A 20,934-nucleotide genomic window follows, 5' to 3' on the forward strand; every position below is an offset into this window, starting at 1 on the left:
AAGCCAAGAAAGGTTACTAAAAAGCGTTACCCTTCTCATGCCGCTTAATCGTTACCTATCTCTTGAAGTCATACCAGACTTTAACAATTATGGATAATTCGGAACAAAAAGCTTATAAAGATATTAAAGAGCATGGATGTCATATATTGCATATTTTAGGTGATGATGAAAACCCGCCCTTTAGCTACTCGATAGGCATTCAACAAACATCAAATCATCCAGAAATCATCATTACTGGAATGGATATAGATGATGCTCATAAAATTATAAATGAATATAATCGATTAGTAAAATCAGGAAATACAATTATCCCTGATAAATTATATGACTGCTTCTTAGAGAATTATTCTTGTTCTTTTAAATTGGTTAAAGAAAAATATTACAAAGAGTATTTTGGCTGGGCTCGGTGGTTATATAACGGAAATAATTTCAACGCACTTCAATTAATCTATCCAAATATAGATGGAATTTGGCCTTGGGACGAAAAAGCCTCCAGCGAATTCAAATGGTTTATCCCAACTTTATATGAATGAAATATTAGAACAAATCAATGCCAGTTGGAATTGGACTGGTCTCAATGCTTCCTCCGTTTTACAAACCAATGATTTTGGAAATATAATTATCAAAGATATAAAGAGTAAAATTTGGCGAATATGTCCAGAAGACTTAAGCTGTATAATTATTGCTGAGAATTCAATCGATTTTGAAAGACTAAATAAAACCGAAGATTTTTCAACTGATTGGGAGATGAAAACTTTAGTAGAAATAGCAAATAGGAAATTGGGAGTGTTAACACACGATAGAAAATATTGTTTAAAAATTCCAAGTATCCTAGGCGGAACATACACAGCTGATAATCTCGGAACAATTTCATTCCTTGAACTAATATCTTCTTCAGGATATTTAGCTTTGGAAATTAAAGATTTACCAGATGGAAGCGAAATCAAACTAATCATCGACTAATGTTTCCGATATTTAGCCACTGCAAATAACAGCGTGGAAACGCTGCGCTTCGGCACTTACGGCCTCGCTTGGGCTGCGCCACATTCCCTTTCTGTCACTCGCTCGCATACGCAAGCTACGTGCCAGTCCCTAACGTCCCGTTCGGGACTCAGGGTCAGGGAACGTCGTCTCCACTAGTTCGTTAGTCGCAATTGTCTCAAATAATTTTAAAATTTATGAATAATCTTTTAAAACTTTCAATACTTATATTTTTATTAAACTTATCGTGCGGAAATCCTTGCGGAACTTGTCCAAAAAATGGAATCCCTGCTGTCTTAATATTTTCTTTAGCTTCCGAAACTCCAATTGAAGCTACTAACTCTTCCTGCAAATTTTCAAATTATTGCATTGAAAAAAACAACCTTACAAATGACAATTTAACTAAAAATTTGTGCCGTTTCACCAAAGGTGAATACAACTATAACTTTTGCTCAAATGTAAATGCTATCGGAAAATGTAAGCTTGATGATGAAAATCTAGCTATTAAAAAAGTATACTATAATAACATTACGAAAGCTGCTGCAATCAACGATTGCAATTCAAACATTAAAGGAAACTGGATTGAAATTTAAACCTAAATTCCTTATCGTTGTTAGTATCTCTATTTTAACCTTACTTTTCTTTAAAATTCCGCTAGGATCTTGTGAACCATGTAAATTAATATCGCTACAGGACGCAGCCGGAGTATATTTAATCTTAAAAAATGAACAAGCTAAATTCTCAATAGCATGCGTCGATAATATCAATTCAAGATGTTTAGAATTTAACTCTGGCGCTTTTTCATCAGATAATTCTATATGTAATCTTTACTTACCCAATTCTATATCAGTTAATAACTGTCAAAATACTAATGGAAAATGTGTAGTTACTAGTTTATCAACTACTATCTATTATTCTAACTCATGGAGTTCTGAAAACTCAATACAAGACTGTAAAAATAATAACGGCGATTACTTAAATTGAGTAGCATTAAAAGAGACAACTGCGACTAACAACGGGGAAACGCTGCGCTTCGGCACTGCCGGCCTCGCTCGGGCTGCGCCACATTCCCTTTCTGTCACTCGCTCGCATACGCAAGCTACGTGCCAGTCCCTAACGTCCCATCGGGACTCAGGGTCAGGGAACGTCGTTTCCCCTAGTTCGTTATGCGAAATTCTTTAAAAACAATATGATTAATAAAATAAAGAAACTACTCTTTTATGTAATCCTAAGTTCGATTATATACAACTGCGAATCTAATAAGCAAACTTCCGAGACGGCAAAAACCTCATTCATAATAGGAAAAAACATTAATGTGAGGAAAGAACCAAATCCTGATTCGATATCTCTTGGTCTTATTCAAGGTGGAAGCGAAGTCCAAATAATTCAATACGGTGAAAAAACAACCATTATAAATGGAATTAAAGGAAAATGGATCTATATCAAGGGCGTTGATACTAATCTTGGTTCAGAAATTCACGGCTATATTTTTGATCAATTTATATTAAAAAATCATAAAACTCCATCCGATATTCTTGAAAAAATATTAGAGGAAAAAGATGATAATATCAAACTTTCTAAATTACAAAATTTTAAAAACCTATTTCCTTTTGATATATATCGAGAAAAAGAATTTGGCCAACACGTTGTAGTAGATTCGTATATTGAATTTACCAAATGCGAAATGATTCGGAATAGAAAAAAATACGATCATTCCAATCAAAATGAATTTTTTGCTAAACTAAATTCTACGATTAAAAATTTTCATTTCGATGAGTTCGAAAAATTGACAAAATGTGAATTCGAATTAAGACAAAGATGTTATCAAGTAGAAGAAGATTTGAATTTCCCGATAAGGACATATGATAATGAAATTAAAGAAGAAATTAGAACAATTTTTTCGCAAATCCTAATCGATACTCGTGATGAGAATAATTGCTACAGGATGAAGTCTGGAAAAAAGTATTGTTTTCACATAGACAAAAAAAATAAACAATACCAGATTTCTGGTATGTGCTATAAATAATTGAAAACTTAAAGAACTTCGCATAACATCGCGGAAACGCTGCGCTTCGGCACTTACGGCCTCGCTTGGGCTGTGCCACATTCCCCTTCTGGCATTCGCTCGCATACGCAAGCTACATGCCAGTCCCTAACGTCCCGTCGGGACTCAGGGTCGGGGAACGTCGTCTCCGCTAATTCGTTATGCGACATCATTCAAAATAGGATATTAAAATGACTACAAGATTCTCAATGAGATTTAAAATTGATCCAAAAGATCTAAAAAAAGAAGGTATATTGAATCCTTTTATAGATCTTGATACCAAACTATATATTCATCCTCATCTATTAAGAGATTCTAAGAATCCGTTTATGTCGAATGCATATTCGGTATTGCATGATAAATTGGCAGAGTATTTAAAAATAATTAAATCAATCAAAATTTTTAACGATACGGATATATCATATAGAACGATAACAAAAGTATTTCAATTTGATGAACCATATGGACTTTGTATAGGATATTCAGAAAAAGGGACACATGGAACCGGACTGAAAGGGAAATATGCTCTAAAAATATTGACTACGATTTACCAAATTCAAGATAAAAGTATACTTGATCCCGAAATTCTAGAAATCTTACCATTCATCGAGGAAAATATCGGTGCAGATAGAATTGGTGATATGGTTGCAAATATCATTCAGGAGGAATTAGCTAAACTAACTCAGCATATCGTTGAAAAATATAAAATCAAAGATACAAAAGAAATCAATATAGGTTTGAATAAATATAAACTTCCTTATGCAAACGAACTAAAAACTCATTTTCTACTATTACCTAAAGACATTCTCGAAAAACTCCCTGTCGCCAATTCTTATGATGATATTCAGGAAGTAATTAGGCATAATAAACAATTAAGAGACCATTTCAATAAAATCATTAGGCTCGCAGCTAAAAAGAAAACTTCCGCTGGTAAAAAAAATATAAAATACTCTCTAAAAAAAGAAATCATTGAGAATCCAAATCTCATCGTTGATTTATTAACGGAATATAAAAATAGCAAAAAACAGCCATACGATTTCGAAAAAGATATGAATTATTTTTTCAGTTGGGCAGATGAAGCAGAAGAAATTTTTCATTCATTTTTACGAAAACTAAAATTAACAAAAAAAGATCCGATTGAAATAGTCAGATTTCTTTTGGACAAGTTCAAGGAATATACTGAAAAAAATGGTCTCAATAAAGCCTTTTTTAACAATCAGGGAAATATAAAAGAAGAAATTCCTCAAAGAATATTCCAAGCTCTATCTCAACTATATATTGATGATAAAAATCTCGATATATCCCCTGAAACTAATCTAGGAGCAGGTTCGGTTGATTTTAAATTTTCGAGAGGTTCAAAAAAAGTCATTGTTGAAATGAAAACATCTATGAATCCAAAATGGAGACAGGGATTATCCTTACAATTGAAATCATATTATGATACTGAAAAACCATTAAAAGCTTTTTATACATTTTTATATATTGGGAATGCTTCCGATAAAATCAAAAAATTAAACTCTGATCTAATTAATTTAAATAACTCAGGATATAAAATTGAATTGGTTAATATAAATGCCTCAAAAAGAAAATCAGCAAGCTTATTGTAAAAATGAAGTCGCATAACAGCTACTAACCGCTTCGCTTCGGGACTTGCGCCCTCGCTCGGTCTGCGACACATAGGCTTCTGGCACTCCCCTTGCCTGCGCAAGTGTCGTGGCCAGTCCCTAACGTCCCGTTCGGGACTCAGGGCCAGCCTACGTCGGTTAGTCTAGTTCGTTATACGACAGATTAAGAAAATTTTAGGAAAAAAATATGGTAAGAAAATTAATATTAATAATTACATTTTTTTTGAGTTTCAATCACAGCCTCTCGGCAGAAGACGATTTTTTGAGTGAAACATTTATACAAAATCACAAAAACTACAGAGTTTATTCATTTCAGAATGAAGCATCAAAAAAAATCAAGAATGTAGAAAATCTCAAAAGAAAAAAAGAATACAATCAAGCTATTTTAGAAATCCATTCAATACTAAAAATATATCCGCTTTCCGAAATATATTATCTATTGGGAAATATTTATATGGATTTACAAAACTATCAACTAGCAGAAAAGGCATATAAATTGTCACTAATAGATAATTTCTTAACAAAACCGATAACTTTATATAATTTAGCTTGTTTATACAGTCTGACTAAAAATGAAGATGCTGCTTTTAAAATCCTTAAGGAAGCGTTGCTAACTGGCTATCCGTATTTAGATTACATAAAAAAAGACAAGGATCTCGAATATTTAAGAAATACAAAAAATTGGGATAGTTTTCAACAAAAATATATTCGAATAAAAAACGAAAACAACTTCATCGGTACTTACAATATAGATGATACTGGGAAAAATCAATTATTTCTATGTGATAACAATGTTGCAATTAAGGCTTCCTATTATTCATCTACTATTGACGGAAGTTGTTGCAATACTGATGATTATTCAAAACCTAAAAACAACTACTCTTTAGGTAAATGGAGAAAAATTGATAATCAAATCGTAGTAATTTATTACAAATCCTGTGGTTATCGCGGAACATTACCACCAAATCCAAATGAAGGAGCAGCAGCAGATTGCGTAAATCGGCGCAATTGCTCTTTAACACAAGAATGTAAAAATACTAATTTCAATGAATATATTAATTTTGATTCTGTAGACTTAGATTCAGATCCTCCGATTAAAGGAACGAAAAAACATGCTGTTGCCTGTGACACTTAATCCGTCGTATAACAGCAACTAACCGCTTCACTTCGGGACTTGCGCCCTCGTTCGGTCTACGACACATAGGCTTTTGTCACTCCTCTTGCTTACGCAAGCGTCGTGCCAATCCCTAACGTCCCGTTCCGGGACTCAGGGTCAGCCTACGTCGGTTAGTCTAGTTCGTTATGCGTAATTTGGCTAAAATAAATATTCTAGACTTAAAAATAAAATGAAAAAAGAAAAAATTCTAAACCGAATATCTGAACTGAAAAATATAGAGTTTGCAAAACAATCTTTACTAAAAAATGCTGAAGAGTTATTTGCCGGCACATTAAGTATCGCAACCGTCGTATACGGAAGAAATTCTACGCAAGTTGCATACTTAATTGATATGCGTAATAAAGTCGCAAACTCAAAATATGATGAAAATTCAAAGTATTCAGTATTATTTCAATCGACACTAGGCTATATTACTAATCTAGAAAAAGAAATAAATGATGAAATGATTCTAAGCCTAGAAATAAAAATATCAGGGGAATTGTTTTCTGATTTCATATACATGGCAAAAGAATCAATGGAAACTGGGCATAAGGATGTTGCCGTTGTCTTAGCTAGTGCCTCTTTAGAAGATTCATTAAAAAAATTAGCTGAATATAAAAATATTAATGTAGAAGGCAAAGAAATGTCAGATATAGTTAATATTTTAAAATCTAATGAAGTTCTTTCGGGCCCTCAATTAAAAGTAATACAATCTTTTGTTAAAATCAGAAATAAAGCATTTCATGCCGAGTGGAATAAAATTGATACTCCAGAAGTTAAAAGTTTGATAGCTTTTTTAGATGAATTTATTATAAAAAATTTCTCACAATAAAAGCCAAACTACGCATAACAGCGTCTTCCCGCTACGTTTCGGCACAAGGCCTCACTCGGCCTGCGGCAAATTCCCTTCCGGCACGCTTCTTGCTTCGCAACAAGGCGCGCCGACGCCAACACCTACTTCGTAGGCTCGGCTACAGGGAACTTCGGGAAGACTAATTCGTTATACGACATAGCAAAAATAAAATGAAGAATAAATTTAAAGAATACCATAAATTTACAAAAGAAGAGTTAATGAGGTTATCAAAGGAATCTCTCTATGTTTTTGATACCAACATCTTACTCAATATGTATAGGTATAGCCGGTCGACAGTTGAGGATTTCTTTACTGTTTTTTCAAAACTTAAAAAAGAAAATCGAATATGGATACCTTATCAAGTCGGAATAGAATTTTATGAGAATAGAATAAATGTAATTGCAGAACAAAGAAAATCTTACCAAGAAATACTTAAATCAATCACAAAATTTAAAAATGACATTTCAGCAAAATATAAAAATCATCCATTCTTAAACTTTGATGAAATTTTCAGTGAACTAAATAATAAAGCAATAACTGAAATAGAAAATAAAATTTGCGAAGCTGAAAAATTACAACCTAATTGGCTCGATCGTGATGAAATATTAGAAAGAATTAATCTAATATTCGAAGATAGCACAGGAGAGGAATTTACAGAAGAGAGATTAAAAGAAATTAAATCAGAAGGAAAGCTCCGCTATGAAAATAAAATTCCACCAGGATTCAAGGATGATAATAAATCCGATCACAAAAAATTTGGTGATTTGATAATTTGGTTCGAAATAATAGAAAAAGCTAAAAGCTCTAAAAAAAATATAATTTTGGTATCTGGTGACACGAAAGACGACTGGTGGTTAGAAAAAGATGGAAATAAGATAATGCCTTTACCAGCTCTAAAAAAAGAACTTTATAAACAAGCAGGTGTAAATTTTCACATATATACACCTGATGCATTCCTTGAATTTTCTACAATTGAGCTAGAAAAAAAGGATTCTTCTATTTCTGAAGCCAGAAAATTTCAAGAATTTGACGAATTAATCGGAACTGACCAAGAATATAATTACAAACTACAATCAATATCTTTAAACCTAAGTAGCCCTTTCCTCTCAGATAAATTCAAAAATATAATTATAGAAATTGAAAATAATATTATTAGCGTAATGGAAAGATTAATTCCTTCTGATCCAATTAATGATAGTATAAATTATACAAAAAACATAAACCATATTGAAATTATAAAATTTCAATTAAAATTAATGAAGAACGAAAATTTCAATGACATATTCATGATCAAACAATTTGATACACTATTGAGCTATCTATTAAACACTCTATCTGAGCTGCTATTGAATAGAAAATTATATCTTGACGACATACATGACTTATACAAATCCATTTCCATTATCGAAAAACACAGAAAGTTCATATTAACATTAACCTAAATCATTTGCTACGTCGTATAACAGCATCTTCCCGCTACGTTTCGGCACAAGGCCTCACTCGGCCTGCGGCAAATTCCCTTCCGGCACGCTTCTTGCCCAGCAAGAAGTCGCGCCGACGCTAACGCCTCTTCCAGAGGCTCAGCTACAGGGAACTTCGGGAAGACTAGTTCGTTATGCGAAATGTCAAAAAAAGTGCATTAAAAAAGAATTTACTCTAAATATTTAAGAAATATAATAGGAGCAATGGAAGAAGAATCAAATTCATCCGATAGTAATGAACACCTAATTCCTGATAAACAGAACGATTCAATTGATGAAAATTCTTCCGATACTTTACCAGGTTCTGCTTTAAACTTTCCAAAACAAATTAATACCATAAATAATATGAGTAGCCTCTCCGCAGCTCAATCTGTAGCGGAAGCCCTAAAACGAACAAATGCTCTCAATTCAATGAGTAGCCTCTCTGCAGCTCAATCTGTAGCGGAAGCCCTAAAACGAACAAATGCTCTCAATTCAATGAGTAGGGAACACCAAATGCAGGAAAATGTTATCCAAGAAAATTATAGTAGTTCCTTGAAACTAAAAAAGGATATTATTGAATTAGAAAAACAAATTTTAGAATTCGAGAACAAATACAGTGAAAAATCAGAAGAACATAAGGAAGCAACCGAAGAACTTGAAAAATTAAAGGTCTTAATAGAGACGTATGACTCTAAAAGCAAATTGAACCATATTGCAAGTAAAATTCATCCCGAGGCAGCAAATCTATTATATAGCAATCATGACTTATTACAAGAATTCGATAAGGATACTTCAAGAAATGTAACCGTTTTATCAATTGATATAAGACGATCAACAGAATTAATGCTAAAAGCTAAGGATCCACATTCATATGCTTTGTTTATTTCAGAAATAGCAGTTGGATTAAAAGAAATAATATTAGCAAATTTTGGAATCTTTGATAAATTTACCGGTGATGGAATATTAGCCTTTTTTTCCGAATTCTATTCAGGGAAAGACTTTCTAGCACATTCTCTCAAGGCAGCAAACGAATGTCATGAGTTTTTCAATAAGTATTATAATTTGAATAGAAATAAATTCAAAATAGTAATGAAAGATATTGGCTTAGGAATTGGAATAGATTACGGAGAAGCAAACATAATAAAAATCAACAATGAATTAACGGTCATCGGAAACCCAGTAGTATATGCTTGTCGCTTCTCAGGATGTCAACCAAACCAAACTTTAAGTAACCAAGGAATGGTAGATGCTTTGCGTGAAAAATATGATTCTTATTTAAATATCGAAGAAAGCGTAATAGACATTAAACATGAGGGCAAAGCCTTCGGTTATACCGCGTACTTAAATTTTAATAAATTACAATTAATTAATCCATTTTGGCTTAGAGATTCTAATTAAAAACCTTTTGACACTTCGCATAACAGCGCGGAAACGCTGCGCTTCGGCACTTCGGCCTCGCTTGGGCTGTGCCACATTCCCCTTCTGGCACTCGCTTGCATACGCAAGCTACGTGACCAGTCCCTAACGTCCCGTTGGGACTCAGGGTCGGGGAACGTCGTCTCCCCTAGTTCGTTATGCGTCATTTTTCAAAAACTTAATTTATAGAAAATATAAAAGGATTAAGCAAATTATATTATGATCAAATTTCTACTTTTTTTTCTCATATTTTCACATACAATCTTCGCAGAAGAAATTAGAATATTTTCTATGACGCAACTTGATTTCTTTATTAGGGGAGGATACTTTACTGCCGAAAATTTTTATGCTGACTCGGAATTTAAGAATTGGACATACAAAAAAGACCTAAATTTTATTCTTAGTATTTGGAAAGAAAATGGAACTTGGTGTCGTGCAGAATTTACGAATTGGGAATTAACATCGCTTGATGTATTAGGTTTAAAATTTGATTACTATATCTATGCAACTGGACCAATCTATAATGCTTCCAAAACAAGCTTCACTGATTTCAATTATATTGAAATTCAATCCGATCCATATTATTACAAATTAGAAAATAAATGTTATCGCAAAAAAGAAAATCCTCCAATTGTTTTAAATTATTCTAATCCATTAGAATTTGCCAATTTAGTTGACGATAAATACTGTATCCTCCCTAAATTACATAGAGATTGTCAAAATAAAATAGAAAAAATTATGAAAGACAATGGATTCAATTATTTTGATACAAGGATTTGGCCACATCAGGACTTTAAGAATTTTATTAAAAAATACGAGCAAGTTCCAAATTCTTTTAAAAAAGTAAAAAGAACGATAAACTATGAAGATGGTCCAGCAGAAATATATAATGACTAATATTTGAAATATAACAGTTAATCTAACTACTATATTTGTCATTATTCTTCTTGATAACATATTTGTCTTAGGAACACATCAGGTAAAATTCCGAAAGTGAAAATCGACGCATAACAGCGACTACTCACTGCGCTTCGGCACTTACGGCCTCGCTTGGGCTGCGCCACATTTCCCTTCTGGCATTCGCCTTGCTTACGCAAGCTACATGCCAGTCCCTAACGTCCCGACGGGACTCAGGGTCGGGAAACGTCGAGTAGCCTAGTTCGTTATACGACATGACAAAAAATAGAATCATTAATATGAAAAAAATAACTTTAACAATTACAATATTCCTTTTAAACTCTGTGATTAATGCGCAGACAAGTAAACCCACTTTTGAAACTGGTATTAGAGTTCAAAAAGCAGAGTTTATTCCTTACGATTATAGTAGAAACGTTACTGATGCCGAACCTTTCCCGAATGTAAAGATTCAGAACTTACGAAATAATACTAAAACAATTAATCCGTTCTTTCTAATTTACAAAGATCTTCAAAGGGGGTTTTCTATAGAATTTGATTATTCAAAAATTCAAATTGAAAGACCAAATTTTGACAATGAATTTCTTATTGGAAATCGGTTCTATAGATTCAAAAACTACCTTGCAAATAACGAAAGAAGTGACATTAAACTAAACTTCTTCTTCTACCCTTCCCAACAATTGAACGAATATTTCTCATTTGGAATCGGAATTAGAAAAATTGATAGAATCAGAAATGCATCAGAGCATTTATACTCGATCGAAGAAAAAATTCTATCAATGGGTCCGCAATTTGTCATGAAATCCAAAATTCCAATTACCGAAAAACTCTCAATTAACCTTGGTTTAGATTTATATCATACACAGGGACGACGAAATTATAGTTATTCAAGTTCGCATTATTCCCCTCAAGGAAATTATTCATTTCTAGAAACGGTTAAAGGAAATGGAAAAACCATCGGAATCTTTCAAGGCTATGAAGCAAACGTTTCCTTAAAATATAATTTTCTGGAAAACTTCAATCTCGCATTCGGTTACAACTACAATTATTCCTATTTTAAGTATCAAAACCTAGATGATTACACTTACTATTTCAATTTCTCCTCCGCATCAAGTGACTATGCTGTCCAGAATACTAAATATTCGAATGGAAAAGAAATAATTAGAGGATTCTATATATCCGCATCAACAGTATTCTAATTGTCACGTCGTATAACTACCGCTAACCACTTCGCTTCGGGACTTACGCCCTCGCTCGGTCTACGACACATAGGCTTTTGGCACTCCTCTTGCCTTCGCAAGCGTCGTGCCAATCCCTAACGTCCCGTCCGGGACTCAGGGTCAGCCTACGTCGGTTAGCTTAGTTCGTTATGCGAAATATTTGAACTCATATGAAAAAGGAAAAATGTATGCCGATAAATTTAGATATTCCAGCAAACAGCATTGAGTATTTCTCAACTGAAGCAATAGAAGAATTAAGAGATGCTACATTAAATTACTCTCTTAATATTATAGATGAAGCAAATCGATTAGATGCAACAATTAGATCAAAAAAAGACAAACCGGAAATAACGCGTTCAATCGTAAAAAATGCCGTTAATTTCCGAGAAAATCCATTTAATATTAGAAAAAAATCATTAAAATATATTTTAATTCAAATTGCATCTTCAATTTTTCTATTCTTATCTGGAATTACATATGACTTCCAAAAGTTTTCTACAGATAAATTGCATTTGGCTTCATTTCTGGTAATTACACTAATCGCAATTACATCAACAGTTTCAATGTTTTTTATGGGGAGAGATGAAATATGAAAATTATAAATAAATCAAAATATACAAAGAATAAGCAAATATTAGAGGACATTTCCAAAGAATATATAGAACTCTTAACAGAAAACATACAATTCAAAAAAAGAAATCTCGATTACAAAGAAGTAGATTATAAAGATCTTATAGTTGCGCACGAAGATTTCAAAAAAAGAAATTCAGTAAAATCTATCCAAAAAGAAAGAAAAAGCAATCTTCTCTTATTTACTGGAATGCTATACGTAGTAATAGGATTACTAACATACTCCTATAGTAACTTCGAAATTGGACCAAATAACCTAGGCATTATAATATCAATTTTTGGAATAATAATTGCATTTTCTAGTGTTACTTTAAATTTTTTAAAGAATGATATTTTTCTTTTAACTTCAAAAAGAATAGAGAAGAAGATAGATAAATTCGAGATAATTAACAAATGGAATAAAATCGAAACATTGACAAATGCATTTTTATACAATAAAAAAATCGCGAAATCAGTTGAGAATAATATTCATTTACCACTTTCAAAAAAAATCAACATTCTATACGAAAATCAATATATAAACAAGGAAGATATTATAAATTATCAAACCATTTTAAAAGCTAGAAACAATATTGTACATAGTTCAAACCTGGATATAGATGAAAAAGAACTGCGAAATTTACTAGAAAAAGCTGACAATATAATTGAAATTTTGGAAATTAAAAATCGATAATCAAATACTTCGCATAACAGCGTCTACTCACTGCGCTTCGGCACTTGCGGCCTCGCTTGGCCTGCGGCACATTTCCCTTCTGGCATTCGCTCGCATACGCAAGCTGCATGCCAGTCCCTAACGTCCCGCTGGGACTCAGGGTCGGGAAACGTCGAGTAGACTAGTTCGTTATGCGACATTGCAAAAAAGTTGTTTACTTTTTTCTCTAAGCAACAGAATAATTTGCCAATGAAATTTCTAATACCAATAGTTTTTACAATATTAGGATGTAACTCATATACAAGTTACATAGCGCCAGATTCCAAAAAAATCAATATATTACCGAACAAAAGAATCGCTTTAATAGGATTCATGAATTATGAATTTGAAATGAACAAAGATAGACAAGGAAACTTATACAGGTCATCTGCATCTCTAAATTACAACAAATCTATGAAACCGCTATTTCCTGCAGGTAAGGATGTATCCTCCTTTAATTCGAATAATATTAATAATCAAATTGCAAGGGAGAATTGTTTAGATCTTGTTTATGAATATATAAATATTGTAAAAGATTCAGGAAAAAAAGAATTGAGTAAATTTATCGATTTTAATTTAACACCTGATACTTCAAAGTCTACATGCTTAGTTAAAACTAATAATGTAGACTACTATATACTTGGAATCCCAGGAAAACCCTTTAATTCATGGGTTAATTACGATGAAAGCTTTTTTGGTTACATTAAAAGTGGAATTTCAGTTTTATCATTTTTTATATTCCCCTCTAAACAAGCAGAACCAGTAAATGGATTTTTCTATATTTACGATTCCAAGCTAAATCTTGTTGATAAGTTTGAATATAAAAAGCAGGTAATAATCACAACATCATGGTGGTTTAATTTAAATTTAAATGAAAAGGAATATGTATTTAAAGAAATTGATCAGAGTATAATCAAATCACAAGAAAACATCACCAAAGAATTTTCTTACGACTTTTATGCAAAATATAAATAAAATATATTTTTCTCTATTACAAGACAAAAAAGGAACAAAAATGAAAACAAAGCTATCAACACTATTAATCGGATTAATACTAAGCAATTGTGTATTTATGCCAGATTATTCAAAAAATTTCAAAAAATACCCTATAAAACCTGATCTAAAATCAATTTCGGTGACCAAACCCGAAGGTAGATTTGAAATGTTTGCTACTGGTTTTTACTATATTCTAGCAGCTAACTTAATTGAAGAAAATTTAAAATATTCAGAATTATTTTCTGAAGTTAAAGAAAAAGACGGCGATTACATCCTAACAGCAGAAAAAATTGATGATAAATATACTGGAGAATTTATTGATGTTGCGTATTCAATAACTGTTGAATACTCACTACACCTAAAAAATAGATTAGTTTTTAAGAATAAATATAGTGCGACAGCTATTTCTGAGCCTACCGAACATTTCATGTATGCTTTTAGACAAAGGTTAGCTCGAGAAAGAGCTCTTCAAATGACTGTAAACAAATTTTTAGACGATTTAGAAACTATGAAGATTCTCAAATAATCTCTGATTCATATTCTTTTGCAACGTCGCATAACAGCGCGGAAACGCTGCGCTTCGGCACTTACGGCCTCGCTTGGTCTGCGACACATTCCCCTCCTGGCACTCGCTTGCATACGCAAGCTACGTGACCAGTCCCTAACGTCCCGTTGGGACTCAGGGTCGGGGAACGTCGTCTCCGCTAATTCGTTAGTTGCAATGTGCAGAATTTCGTTCTCGCCAGGTTCGTTTTTTCTCGCTTTTATCTATTAAGCAAAGATTGATACAAAAGATTAATTTGATCGGTCTTGTTTGTTTAAGATTTCTCAAAATTGATTTACTCTGCGCTCTTTGTTGATGTTTTCTGGTGGACTTCCAGTTCTTTCTTATCACAAATCTTTTCTCGACGGGCACACTGCAACTAACAGCGTCTTAACGCTTCACTTCGGGACAGGCCCTCGTTCGGCCTTCGGCAAATTTCCCGCTACCCTAACGCCTACTACGCAGGCTCAGGGCGGGAAACTTCGTCAAGACTAGTTCGTTATCTGCAATGCGTAAAAATCATTTTCTTAAGAGAGTAAAAGGAAAATCAAATCATGCAAAATCAAACTTCGCTTATATACAAATTAACTATAATAATCATTTATTGTGTACTATTCACACCTAACTGCAGAAAGCCTTCAAGTTCAAAGCGGGATTTTCTAGATGCCGTACGATTTAAGGAATATGACAGAGTTCAAGATCTTATTGATTTAGGAGAAGACGTAAATCAGTCCGATTATAGATCCGGAGAAACCGCTCTATTATTAGCTATTGCTAAACGTGACTTCGATATGGTTGAAATTTTATTGAAAGCTAAAGCTGATCCTAATAAAAAAAGTATTTTCCATGGTCCGATTCATTTAGCGTCAGATTTTTGTTCACCAGAAATTCTAAGAATACTAATAAATGCAAAAGCAGATATAAATGCTCAAAACGCTTTTGATTATTATACTCCCTTAGAAATTTCCCTTCTAAATGGAAATTTAAAATGCACAGAAATACTAATTAACAGCGGAGCGAAAATCGAAGGTCTTTCCGTTTCACATATATTCTCTGAAATTGCCGAAAAAGGTCGAACTGAAATTTTAAATTATATCTTAGATGTTCTAGATATCCAAATATATCAACATGAAGCGAATTTAGCACTATTACGTTCAGTTCGATCTGGAAATATTAATACTGTTCAATATCTTTTAAAAAAGAATTTGAAGTTGAATACTAATTTTTTTGATGATGACGGAGACGCACTAATACATATTGCAACAAAATATAATAGAACTTCAATATTAAATTTATTGCTAACTGCTGGTGCAGATCCCAACTTAAAAAACAAAAAAGGAGAAACCCCAATACGCATCGCTCTTAAACAAAAAAACTTATCACTTGCGGAAATACTTAAAAATTCTGGAGCAACTAATTAAAAATTAATAAACCATTCTTTTCAACGCACTGCAGATAACAGCGAGGAAACGCTGCGCTTCGGCACTTACGGCCTCGCTTGGGCTGCGCCACATTCCCTTTCTGTCACTCGTTTGCATCCGCAAACTCCGTGCCAGTCCCTAACGTCCCGTTTCCGGGACTCAGGGTCAGGGAACGTCGTCTCCCCTAGTTCGTTATACGACATTGGATAAACATTCTTTACATTTATGAAAAAAAATCATCTAATCATAAAGAATTTAATCTTATTGATTTTCTTCTTTCATTCTTGTTCTAAGCCAAATAAAGCGGTAACCGAATCTAATTTCTCAACGAAATATGTTTTTGCAAGCCGAGGGTTAAACATAAGAAGTAAATCGAATTTAAACTCCGAAATAATTGGTAAAATTCCTGATAAAGTGCTTATAAATTTAAAAATTTCAGATTCCGATCAACAGGATGAAATAGAAAATATTGAAGGATCATGGAGAAATATTACTTTTAATCATGTAAATGGTTTTATATTCGACGGTTACACTAGTTCTACTATTCCACCAGATGGAAATTGCGATAATCTCCAAGTATATCTAGATAAGTATTTTAAAAAAACTAAATCTATAAAATATCTTTCAGTAGTCGGTTCTCATTATAATCCAGAGGAAAAAGTTTATGAAACTAGAACTTTCTATGAAAACGGTATCGAATTTTTTAATTACAATCTCACTGAAGGTTCAATGGATTGCATACAGGCACATAACCTTTCCCTAACTGAACTATTTTTGATTGGAAAAAGATGTTTCGGAGTTAAAACGAATAATATTAAATACCCTTTATCAAAGAATTTCAATTATATCAATAATGTCTTTAAATATGAAGATATACACTATGAAAAAACAATTGTCCAACATTATACAGACAATAAAAAAGATATACCTTGGAATACTATTCAAATCAATATAGAAAATACTTTTTATTCACCAGAAAATAAATATATAAATCTATGGTTAATTACTGAGCCGATTCGAGCAATTTGTTTAGGTGGAACAATGTGATTAAATATCCAACGTCGTATAACAGCGTCTACTCACTGCGCTTCGGCACTTGCGGCCTCGCTTGGCCTGCGGCACATTTCCCTTCTGTCACTCGCTCGCATACGCAAGCTGCGTGCCAGTCCCTAACGTCCCCTCCAGGGACTCAGGGTCGGGAAACGTCGAGTAGACTAGTTCGTTATGCGCCATAAATACATTTAATTAAAATACAAGGAACAAATGAAAAAAATCACAGTAACAATACTTATATTAAATTTTATCCTATTAAGAACCCTAGAATTCTTTCGATTACTAAAAGGTTCAGAAAGTTTGTACGACCCTTACTATAGTATAAACAAAAATTATGAAGGTATATCCACTTTTCCCATTGATCATAACTTTTTTATATATATGAACATCAATGTTCTCAACTTTATATTCAAATTAACTTCTCAATTTTCTTTTAATTCAATTATGTTCTTCATCATAGCAATTATCGTTATATTAAAAAAATATGAAATTTCAGACAGCTTAAATAATGGTCGTAGAAAACTATACTTTACATTGCTGTTCTTGAATTTCTTAATAACAGCTATTGCCATAATACTCTTTACATTCATTCTAAAATCAAATAACGGATCCGAATTCAACAAATTACTTCAAAACATCCTTTTTCTCTCATTCACGATGTATGCTTATATTTCCTGTTTTATTAATAGTTTTCTTTCATTAAATTTATTTTTATACATTCTAGATTCTTTCAAAAACCTGTTCACAGAAGGCCATTTTTCTAGCAAAATATTAAATAGATTAGATCTATACAAATTAGCCATACTTTCCCTAATCTATGTCGTCCTTGACTTTCACGGCTTCTATATTTTTATAAATAGATATGCTTATTTTGTATCTCATGAATTAAACGATCTCAAATATGAAAATATTCTTCAAATCTCAATCTACGGCAAATTAATCTACTCAATTCTTCTATTAGCATTCTCAATAAGATGGCTAAACCTACATTTTAATATTAGTCCAAACAAAACAAAACTTTTGCCCCTAATTATTATTTTCATCTATTTCTTGATGCAATCTGGTAGAGAATTAATTTTAACAAACGAGATTGCCATTTTAAATATTTTTAACATTGTTTTTTTATTATCAATATTTAGCTTCAGTTTTTACTCAAAAAGAAACCAGAACACAATTTACGGCGCATAACAGCGTCTACTCACTTCGCTTCGGCACTTCGGCCTCGCTTGGGCTACGCCACATTTCCCTTCTGGCATTCGCTCGCATACGCAAGCTGCATGCCAGTCCCTAACGTCCCGACGGGACTCAGGGTCGGGAAACGTTAAGTAGACTAGTTCGTTATACGCCATAACAAAATAAATATGGAAATAGAAGAAATATTAAACATTCAATACAATACAGAAGACATTGCGACAGGTATACTCAAACTCGGGTTATTGATCGATTACTCAAATGACTTTGAAAAACCAGAATATCTTGATGTAGCTTTGGAAATAGGAGAAAGTCTTCTACAAAAGAATATAAGCCATGACCAAAAAGGGATAATTTGCTATTTTCTCGCAAATTTATGGAGTTCGAAAAATAAATTTCTAAATCATAAGTTGCTTTGGAATTCAAAAGAACTAGAAAAAACAATATATTATTATCATTTAGCTTGCGAAAAGCAAGTAATTTCATCATTGCCGGAGAATCGCCAGTGCCAAATCTATACAAATTTCGCTAACATATTAAGGCACATAGGTAGATTCATCGAAGCAATTGAATATTGGAATGAAGCCATACGAATCGATCCAAATTTTTCAATAGCTATTGGAAACAAGGGTAACGGAATAATAAATTATGCCGACCTATTATATGATAACGGGCATAGCAGGCTCTTCAAACAGTCAGCCTACCATCTATTAAAACAAGCAATTGAAATAGGAAAATTAGAAGGACAAGTGAGAAATGGATTTGTATCATTATTGAACGATTTAGAATCATCCTTTCCGTTAGAGATATTACAAGAAAAAGAGATAGAAACAAAGTTTCCATTGGGGGATTCAGAATCAGAAATCAGATATAGAGAATGGTGTCTAAATAACAATTTATTTTTAAACCCATTGAATGACATTGGCAATTATTCGATCGCTGCCAACGATATTCTATTTTTGCCACATATGCAGATCAAATTTGAAGATGGATTTTATTATCAAAGTCTTTTAAATGGCATAAAGCAAGAATTTATTGCTGCTAGATTTTTAGTTTACGAAGGGATAAATAAGAAAGTTTTACACTTTGCAGATAAAGATACTTTTCTCTACAGCCTAGGAGATCATACTTTTTATTCAATAAACATTGAAAAAATAAAAATGGGATATCGATCAATGTATTCACTACTTGATAAGCTCTCACATTTTCTAAATAGGTATTTTCATCTCGAAGTTCCACCCAACAAACTCTCTCTTAAAAGAATTTGGTATAAAAAAAATGATCCCAAGCAAGAAGTTAGGGATGTATTTAACGAGCTTAAAAATTGGGGCTTTCGTGGACTTTTTTGGCTCAGTCGAGATCTATTTGAATTAAACGATGCAAATTTACCAATGGATCCGGAGGCTTACGCTTCTTATAAATTACGTAATAGTATTGAACATAATTTTACAAAAATCCTCGATCCAGTCATTGAAGGACTATCTCAAAACCATACAATGCATGCTTATGATTCAACCAACATTACATATGACCAATTGGTAAAAAATGCTATAAAACTTTCAAAATTAGTTCGATCTGCTTTTATCTATTTGATTTTAGGAATAAATATTGAAGAACAAAAACGAGAAAGTGAATGCTTCGTATCAATGGAAATGCCATATTATGATGACAAATTTAAATCATTATTTTAAATGTTACGGCGTATAACAACGGGGAAACGCTGCGCTTCGGCACTTGCGGCCTCGCTTGGCCTGCGACACATTCCCTTTCTGTCACTCGTTTGCATTCGCAAACTCCGTGCCAGTCCCTAACGTCCCGTTCGGGACTCAGGGTCAGGGAACGTCGTCTCCCCTAGTTCGTTATGCGAAAGTGCCGAAATTCTCTTTGATAACAAAGAAGAAAACATGAAGAAATTTATTCGGAAAAATCTGTTGAAAAGGTATTTTGGTAACAAAAATTTAATTTGACACTGATTATTTTTGAAATATCTATTAATTATGCCTTCAACAAAGCAGCAAGCTATTAATCTAATTGGAAATTTACCAGACAATACTTCATTTGATGATATTATGGAAGAACTTTTTTTCTCCAAAAAAGTACAACAAGGCCTATCTGATTTAGATCATAACGCCGTAGTTTCTCATGCACAAATTCTTGAAGAAATAGGTAAATGGCGAAAGAAATAGTTTGGTCTCTAAGAGCTAAGGCTGACTTACAAGATATACATGATTACATAAATAAAGATTCTGAAATTTATGCGTTAAGTGTAATAAAAAGAGTTATTAGCACTGTAGAAAATATTCCTCAATTTCCCTTAATGGGAAGAGTAGTTCCGGAATTTAATATAGAAAATCTAAGGGAGCGAATTTCTGGTAATTATAGGGTTGTTTATCGGATTAATAAATCTCAGAATATTGAAATTGTTACAATCCATCATTCAGCAAGAATATTAAAGGAACCATAATTAATCTTCGGCACCTTCGCATAACAGCGTCTACTCACTGCGCTTCGGCACTTGCGGCCTCGCTTGGCCTGCGGCACATTTCCCTTCTGTCACTCGCTCGCATACGCAAGCTGCGTGCCAGTCCCTAACGTCCCGTTCCGGAACTCAGGGTCGGGAAACGTCGAGTAGACTAGTTCGTTATACGCAAGCCAGAAAATGTATGACTCAAGACATGGGTAACACTTTTGTAGCAAGACATAGGTAACACTTTCTGGTTTCTCATCTCTTTAGA

Annotated in this window: 20 protein-coding genes; all 20 read left to right on the forward strand. The window is 33.0% G+C overall.

Annotated elements, in window-relative coordinates; translation table 11 throughout:
* Positions 1-89: 89 nt before the first annotated feature.
* The 20 genes from EHQ24_RS08085 (at position 90) to EHQ24_RS08170 (ending at position 20,663) form a co-directional block, all read left to right on the forward strand.
* On the forward strand, positions 90-533 hold the full coding sequence (locus tag EHQ24_RS08085; protein WP_135601172.1) for a DUF4262 domain-containing protein: 444 nt from the start codon (positions 90-92) through the stop codon (positions 531-533).
* Positions 526-963, forward strand: a complete 438-nt coding sequence (locus EHQ24_RS19355) for a T6SS immunity protein Tdi1 domain-containing protein (RefSeq protein ID WP_135601173.1) — start codon at positions 526-528, stop codon at positions 961-963. The genes EHQ24_RS08085 and EHQ24_RS19355 overlap by 8 nt, the downstream gene beginning before the upstream one ends.
* A 215-nt stretch (positions 964-1,178) precedes the next feature.
* Complete coding sequence (locus tag EHQ24_RS19220) at positions 1,179-1,574, forward strand: hypothetical protein (RefSeq protein ID WP_167483065.1); 396 nt, start codon at positions 1,179-1,181, stop codon at positions 1,572-1,574.
* 722 nt (positions 1,575-2,296) lie between these two features.
* Positions 2,297-3,007: a hypothetical protein gene (locus tag EHQ24_RS08095; protein ID WP_135601174.1), complete on the forward strand. Its 711-nt coding sequence runs from the start codon at positions 2,297-2,299 to the stop codon at positions 3,005-3,007.
* 209 nt (positions 3,008-3,216) lie between these two features.
* On the forward strand, positions 3,217-4,632 hold the full coding sequence (locus EHQ24_RS19360) for a hypothetical protein (RefSeq protein WP_244310343.1): 1,416 nt from the start codon (positions 3,217-3,219) through the stop codon (positions 4,630-4,632).
* Positions 4,633-4,837: 205 nt separating this feature from the next.
* Positions 4,838-5,785, forward strand: coding sequence for a tetratricopeptide repeat protein (locus EHQ24_RS08105; protein WP_135601175.1), 948 nt, complete (start codon positions 4,838-4,840; stop codon positions 5,783-5,785).
* A gap of 211 nt (positions 5,786-5,996) precedes the next feature.
* Positions 5,997-6,638, forward strand: coding sequence for a hypothetical protein (locus EHQ24_RS08110; RefSeq protein WP_135601176.1), 642 nt, complete (start codon positions 5,997-5,999; stop codon positions 6,636-6,638).
* Between the two features lie 191 nt (positions 6,639-6,829).
* Positions 6,830-8,101, forward strand: a complete 1,272-nt coding sequence (locus tag EHQ24_RS08115) for a PIN-like domain-containing protein (protein WP_135601177.1) — start codon at positions 6,830-6,832, stop codon at positions 8,099-8,101.
* 243 nt (positions 8,102-8,344) lie between these two features.
* Positions 8,345-9,520 (forward strand): adenylate/guanylate cyclase domain-containing protein, encoded by a 1,176-nt coding sequence (locus tag EHQ24_RS08120; RefSeq protein WP_244310344.1) that lies wholly within the window; start codon positions 8,345-8,347, stop codon positions 9,518-9,520.
* Between the two features lie 309 nt (positions 9,521-9,829).
* Positions 9,830-10,435 carry a hypothetical protein gene (locus EHQ24_RS08125; protein ID WP_135601178.1) on the forward strand — a complete coding sequence of 202 codons (606 nt, stop codon included), beginning with the start codon at positions 9,830-9,832 and terminating at the stop codon, positions 10,433-10,435.
* A 299-nt stretch (positions 10,436-10,734) separates the two neighbouring features.
* Complete coding sequence (locus tag EHQ24_RS08130) at positions 10,735-11,652, forward strand: LA_2444/LA_4059 family outer membrane protein (RefSeq protein WP_135601179.1); 918 nt, start codon at positions 10,735-10,737, stop codon at positions 11,650-11,652.
* Positions 11,653-11,861: 209 nt separating this feature from the next.
* A complete protein-coding gene (locus EHQ24_RS08135) occupies positions 11,862-12,266 on the forward strand; it encodes a hypothetical protein (protein WP_135601180.1) in 405 nt (134 codons plus the stop codon).
* Positions 12,263-12,976 carry a hypothetical protein gene (locus tag EHQ24_RS08140; protein ID WP_135601181.1) on the forward strand — a complete coding sequence of 238 codons (714 nt, stop codon included), beginning with the start codon at positions 12,263-12,265 and terminating at the stop codon, positions 12,974-12,976. The genes EHQ24_RS08135 and EHQ24_RS08140 overlap by 4 nt, the downstream gene beginning before the upstream one ends.
* A gap of 228 nt (positions 12,977-13,204) precedes the next feature.
* Entirely contained in the window at positions 13,205-13,969 is a 765-nt protein-coding gene (locus EHQ24_RS08145) for an Lp29 family lipoprotein (RefSeq protein WP_135601182.1), read from the forward strand.
* A gap of 40 nt (positions 13,970-14,009) precedes the next feature.
* Positions 14,010-14,516, forward strand: coding sequence for a hypothetical protein (locus EHQ24_RS08150; protein WP_244310345.1), 507 nt, complete (start codon positions 14,010-14,012; stop codon positions 14,514-14,516).
* A 572-nt stretch (positions 14,517-15,088) separates the two neighbouring features.
* Positions 15,089-15,955, forward strand: coding sequence for an ankyrin repeat domain-containing protein (locus tag EHQ24_RS08155; protein ID WP_135601183.1), 867 nt, complete (start codon positions 15,089-15,091; stop codon positions 15,953-15,955).
* A gap of 225 nt (positions 15,956-16,180) precedes the next feature.
* Positions 16,181-17,002 carry a hypothetical protein gene (locus tag EHQ24_RS19225; RefSeq protein ID WP_167483064.1) on the forward strand — a complete coding sequence of 274 codons (822 nt, stop codon included), beginning with the start codon at positions 16,181-16,183 and terminating at the stop codon, positions 17,000-17,002.
* 1,367 nt (positions 17,003-18,369) lie between these two features.
* Positions 18,370-19,890, forward strand: a complete 1,521-nt coding sequence (locus tag EHQ24_RS08160) for an LA2681 family HEPN domain-containing protein (protein WP_135601184.1) — start codon at positions 18,370-18,372, stop codon at positions 19,888-19,890.
* A gap of 306 nt (positions 19,891-20,196) precedes the next feature.
* Entirely contained in the window at positions 20,197-20,385 is a 189-nt protein-coding gene (locus EHQ24_RS08165) for a hypothetical protein (protein WP_135601185.1), read from the forward strand.
* Positions 20,370-20,663 carry a type II toxin-antitoxin system RelE/ParE family toxin gene (locus EHQ24_RS08170; RefSeq protein ID WP_135601186.1) on the forward strand — a complete coding sequence of 98 codons (294 nt, stop codon included), beginning with the start codon at positions 20,370-20,372 and terminating at the stop codon, positions 20,661-20,663. Before EHQ24_RS08165 ends, EHQ24_RS08170 begins: the two co-directional genes overlap by 16 nt.
* Positions 20,664-20,934 lie beyond the last annotated feature (271 nt).

Origin of the sequence: Leptospira noumeaensis (genome assembly GCF_004770765.1) — a bacterium.
GTDB classification, from domain to species: domain Bacteria; phylum Spirochaetota; class Leptospiria; order Leptospirales; family Leptospiraceae; genus Leptospira_A; species Leptospira_A noumeaensis.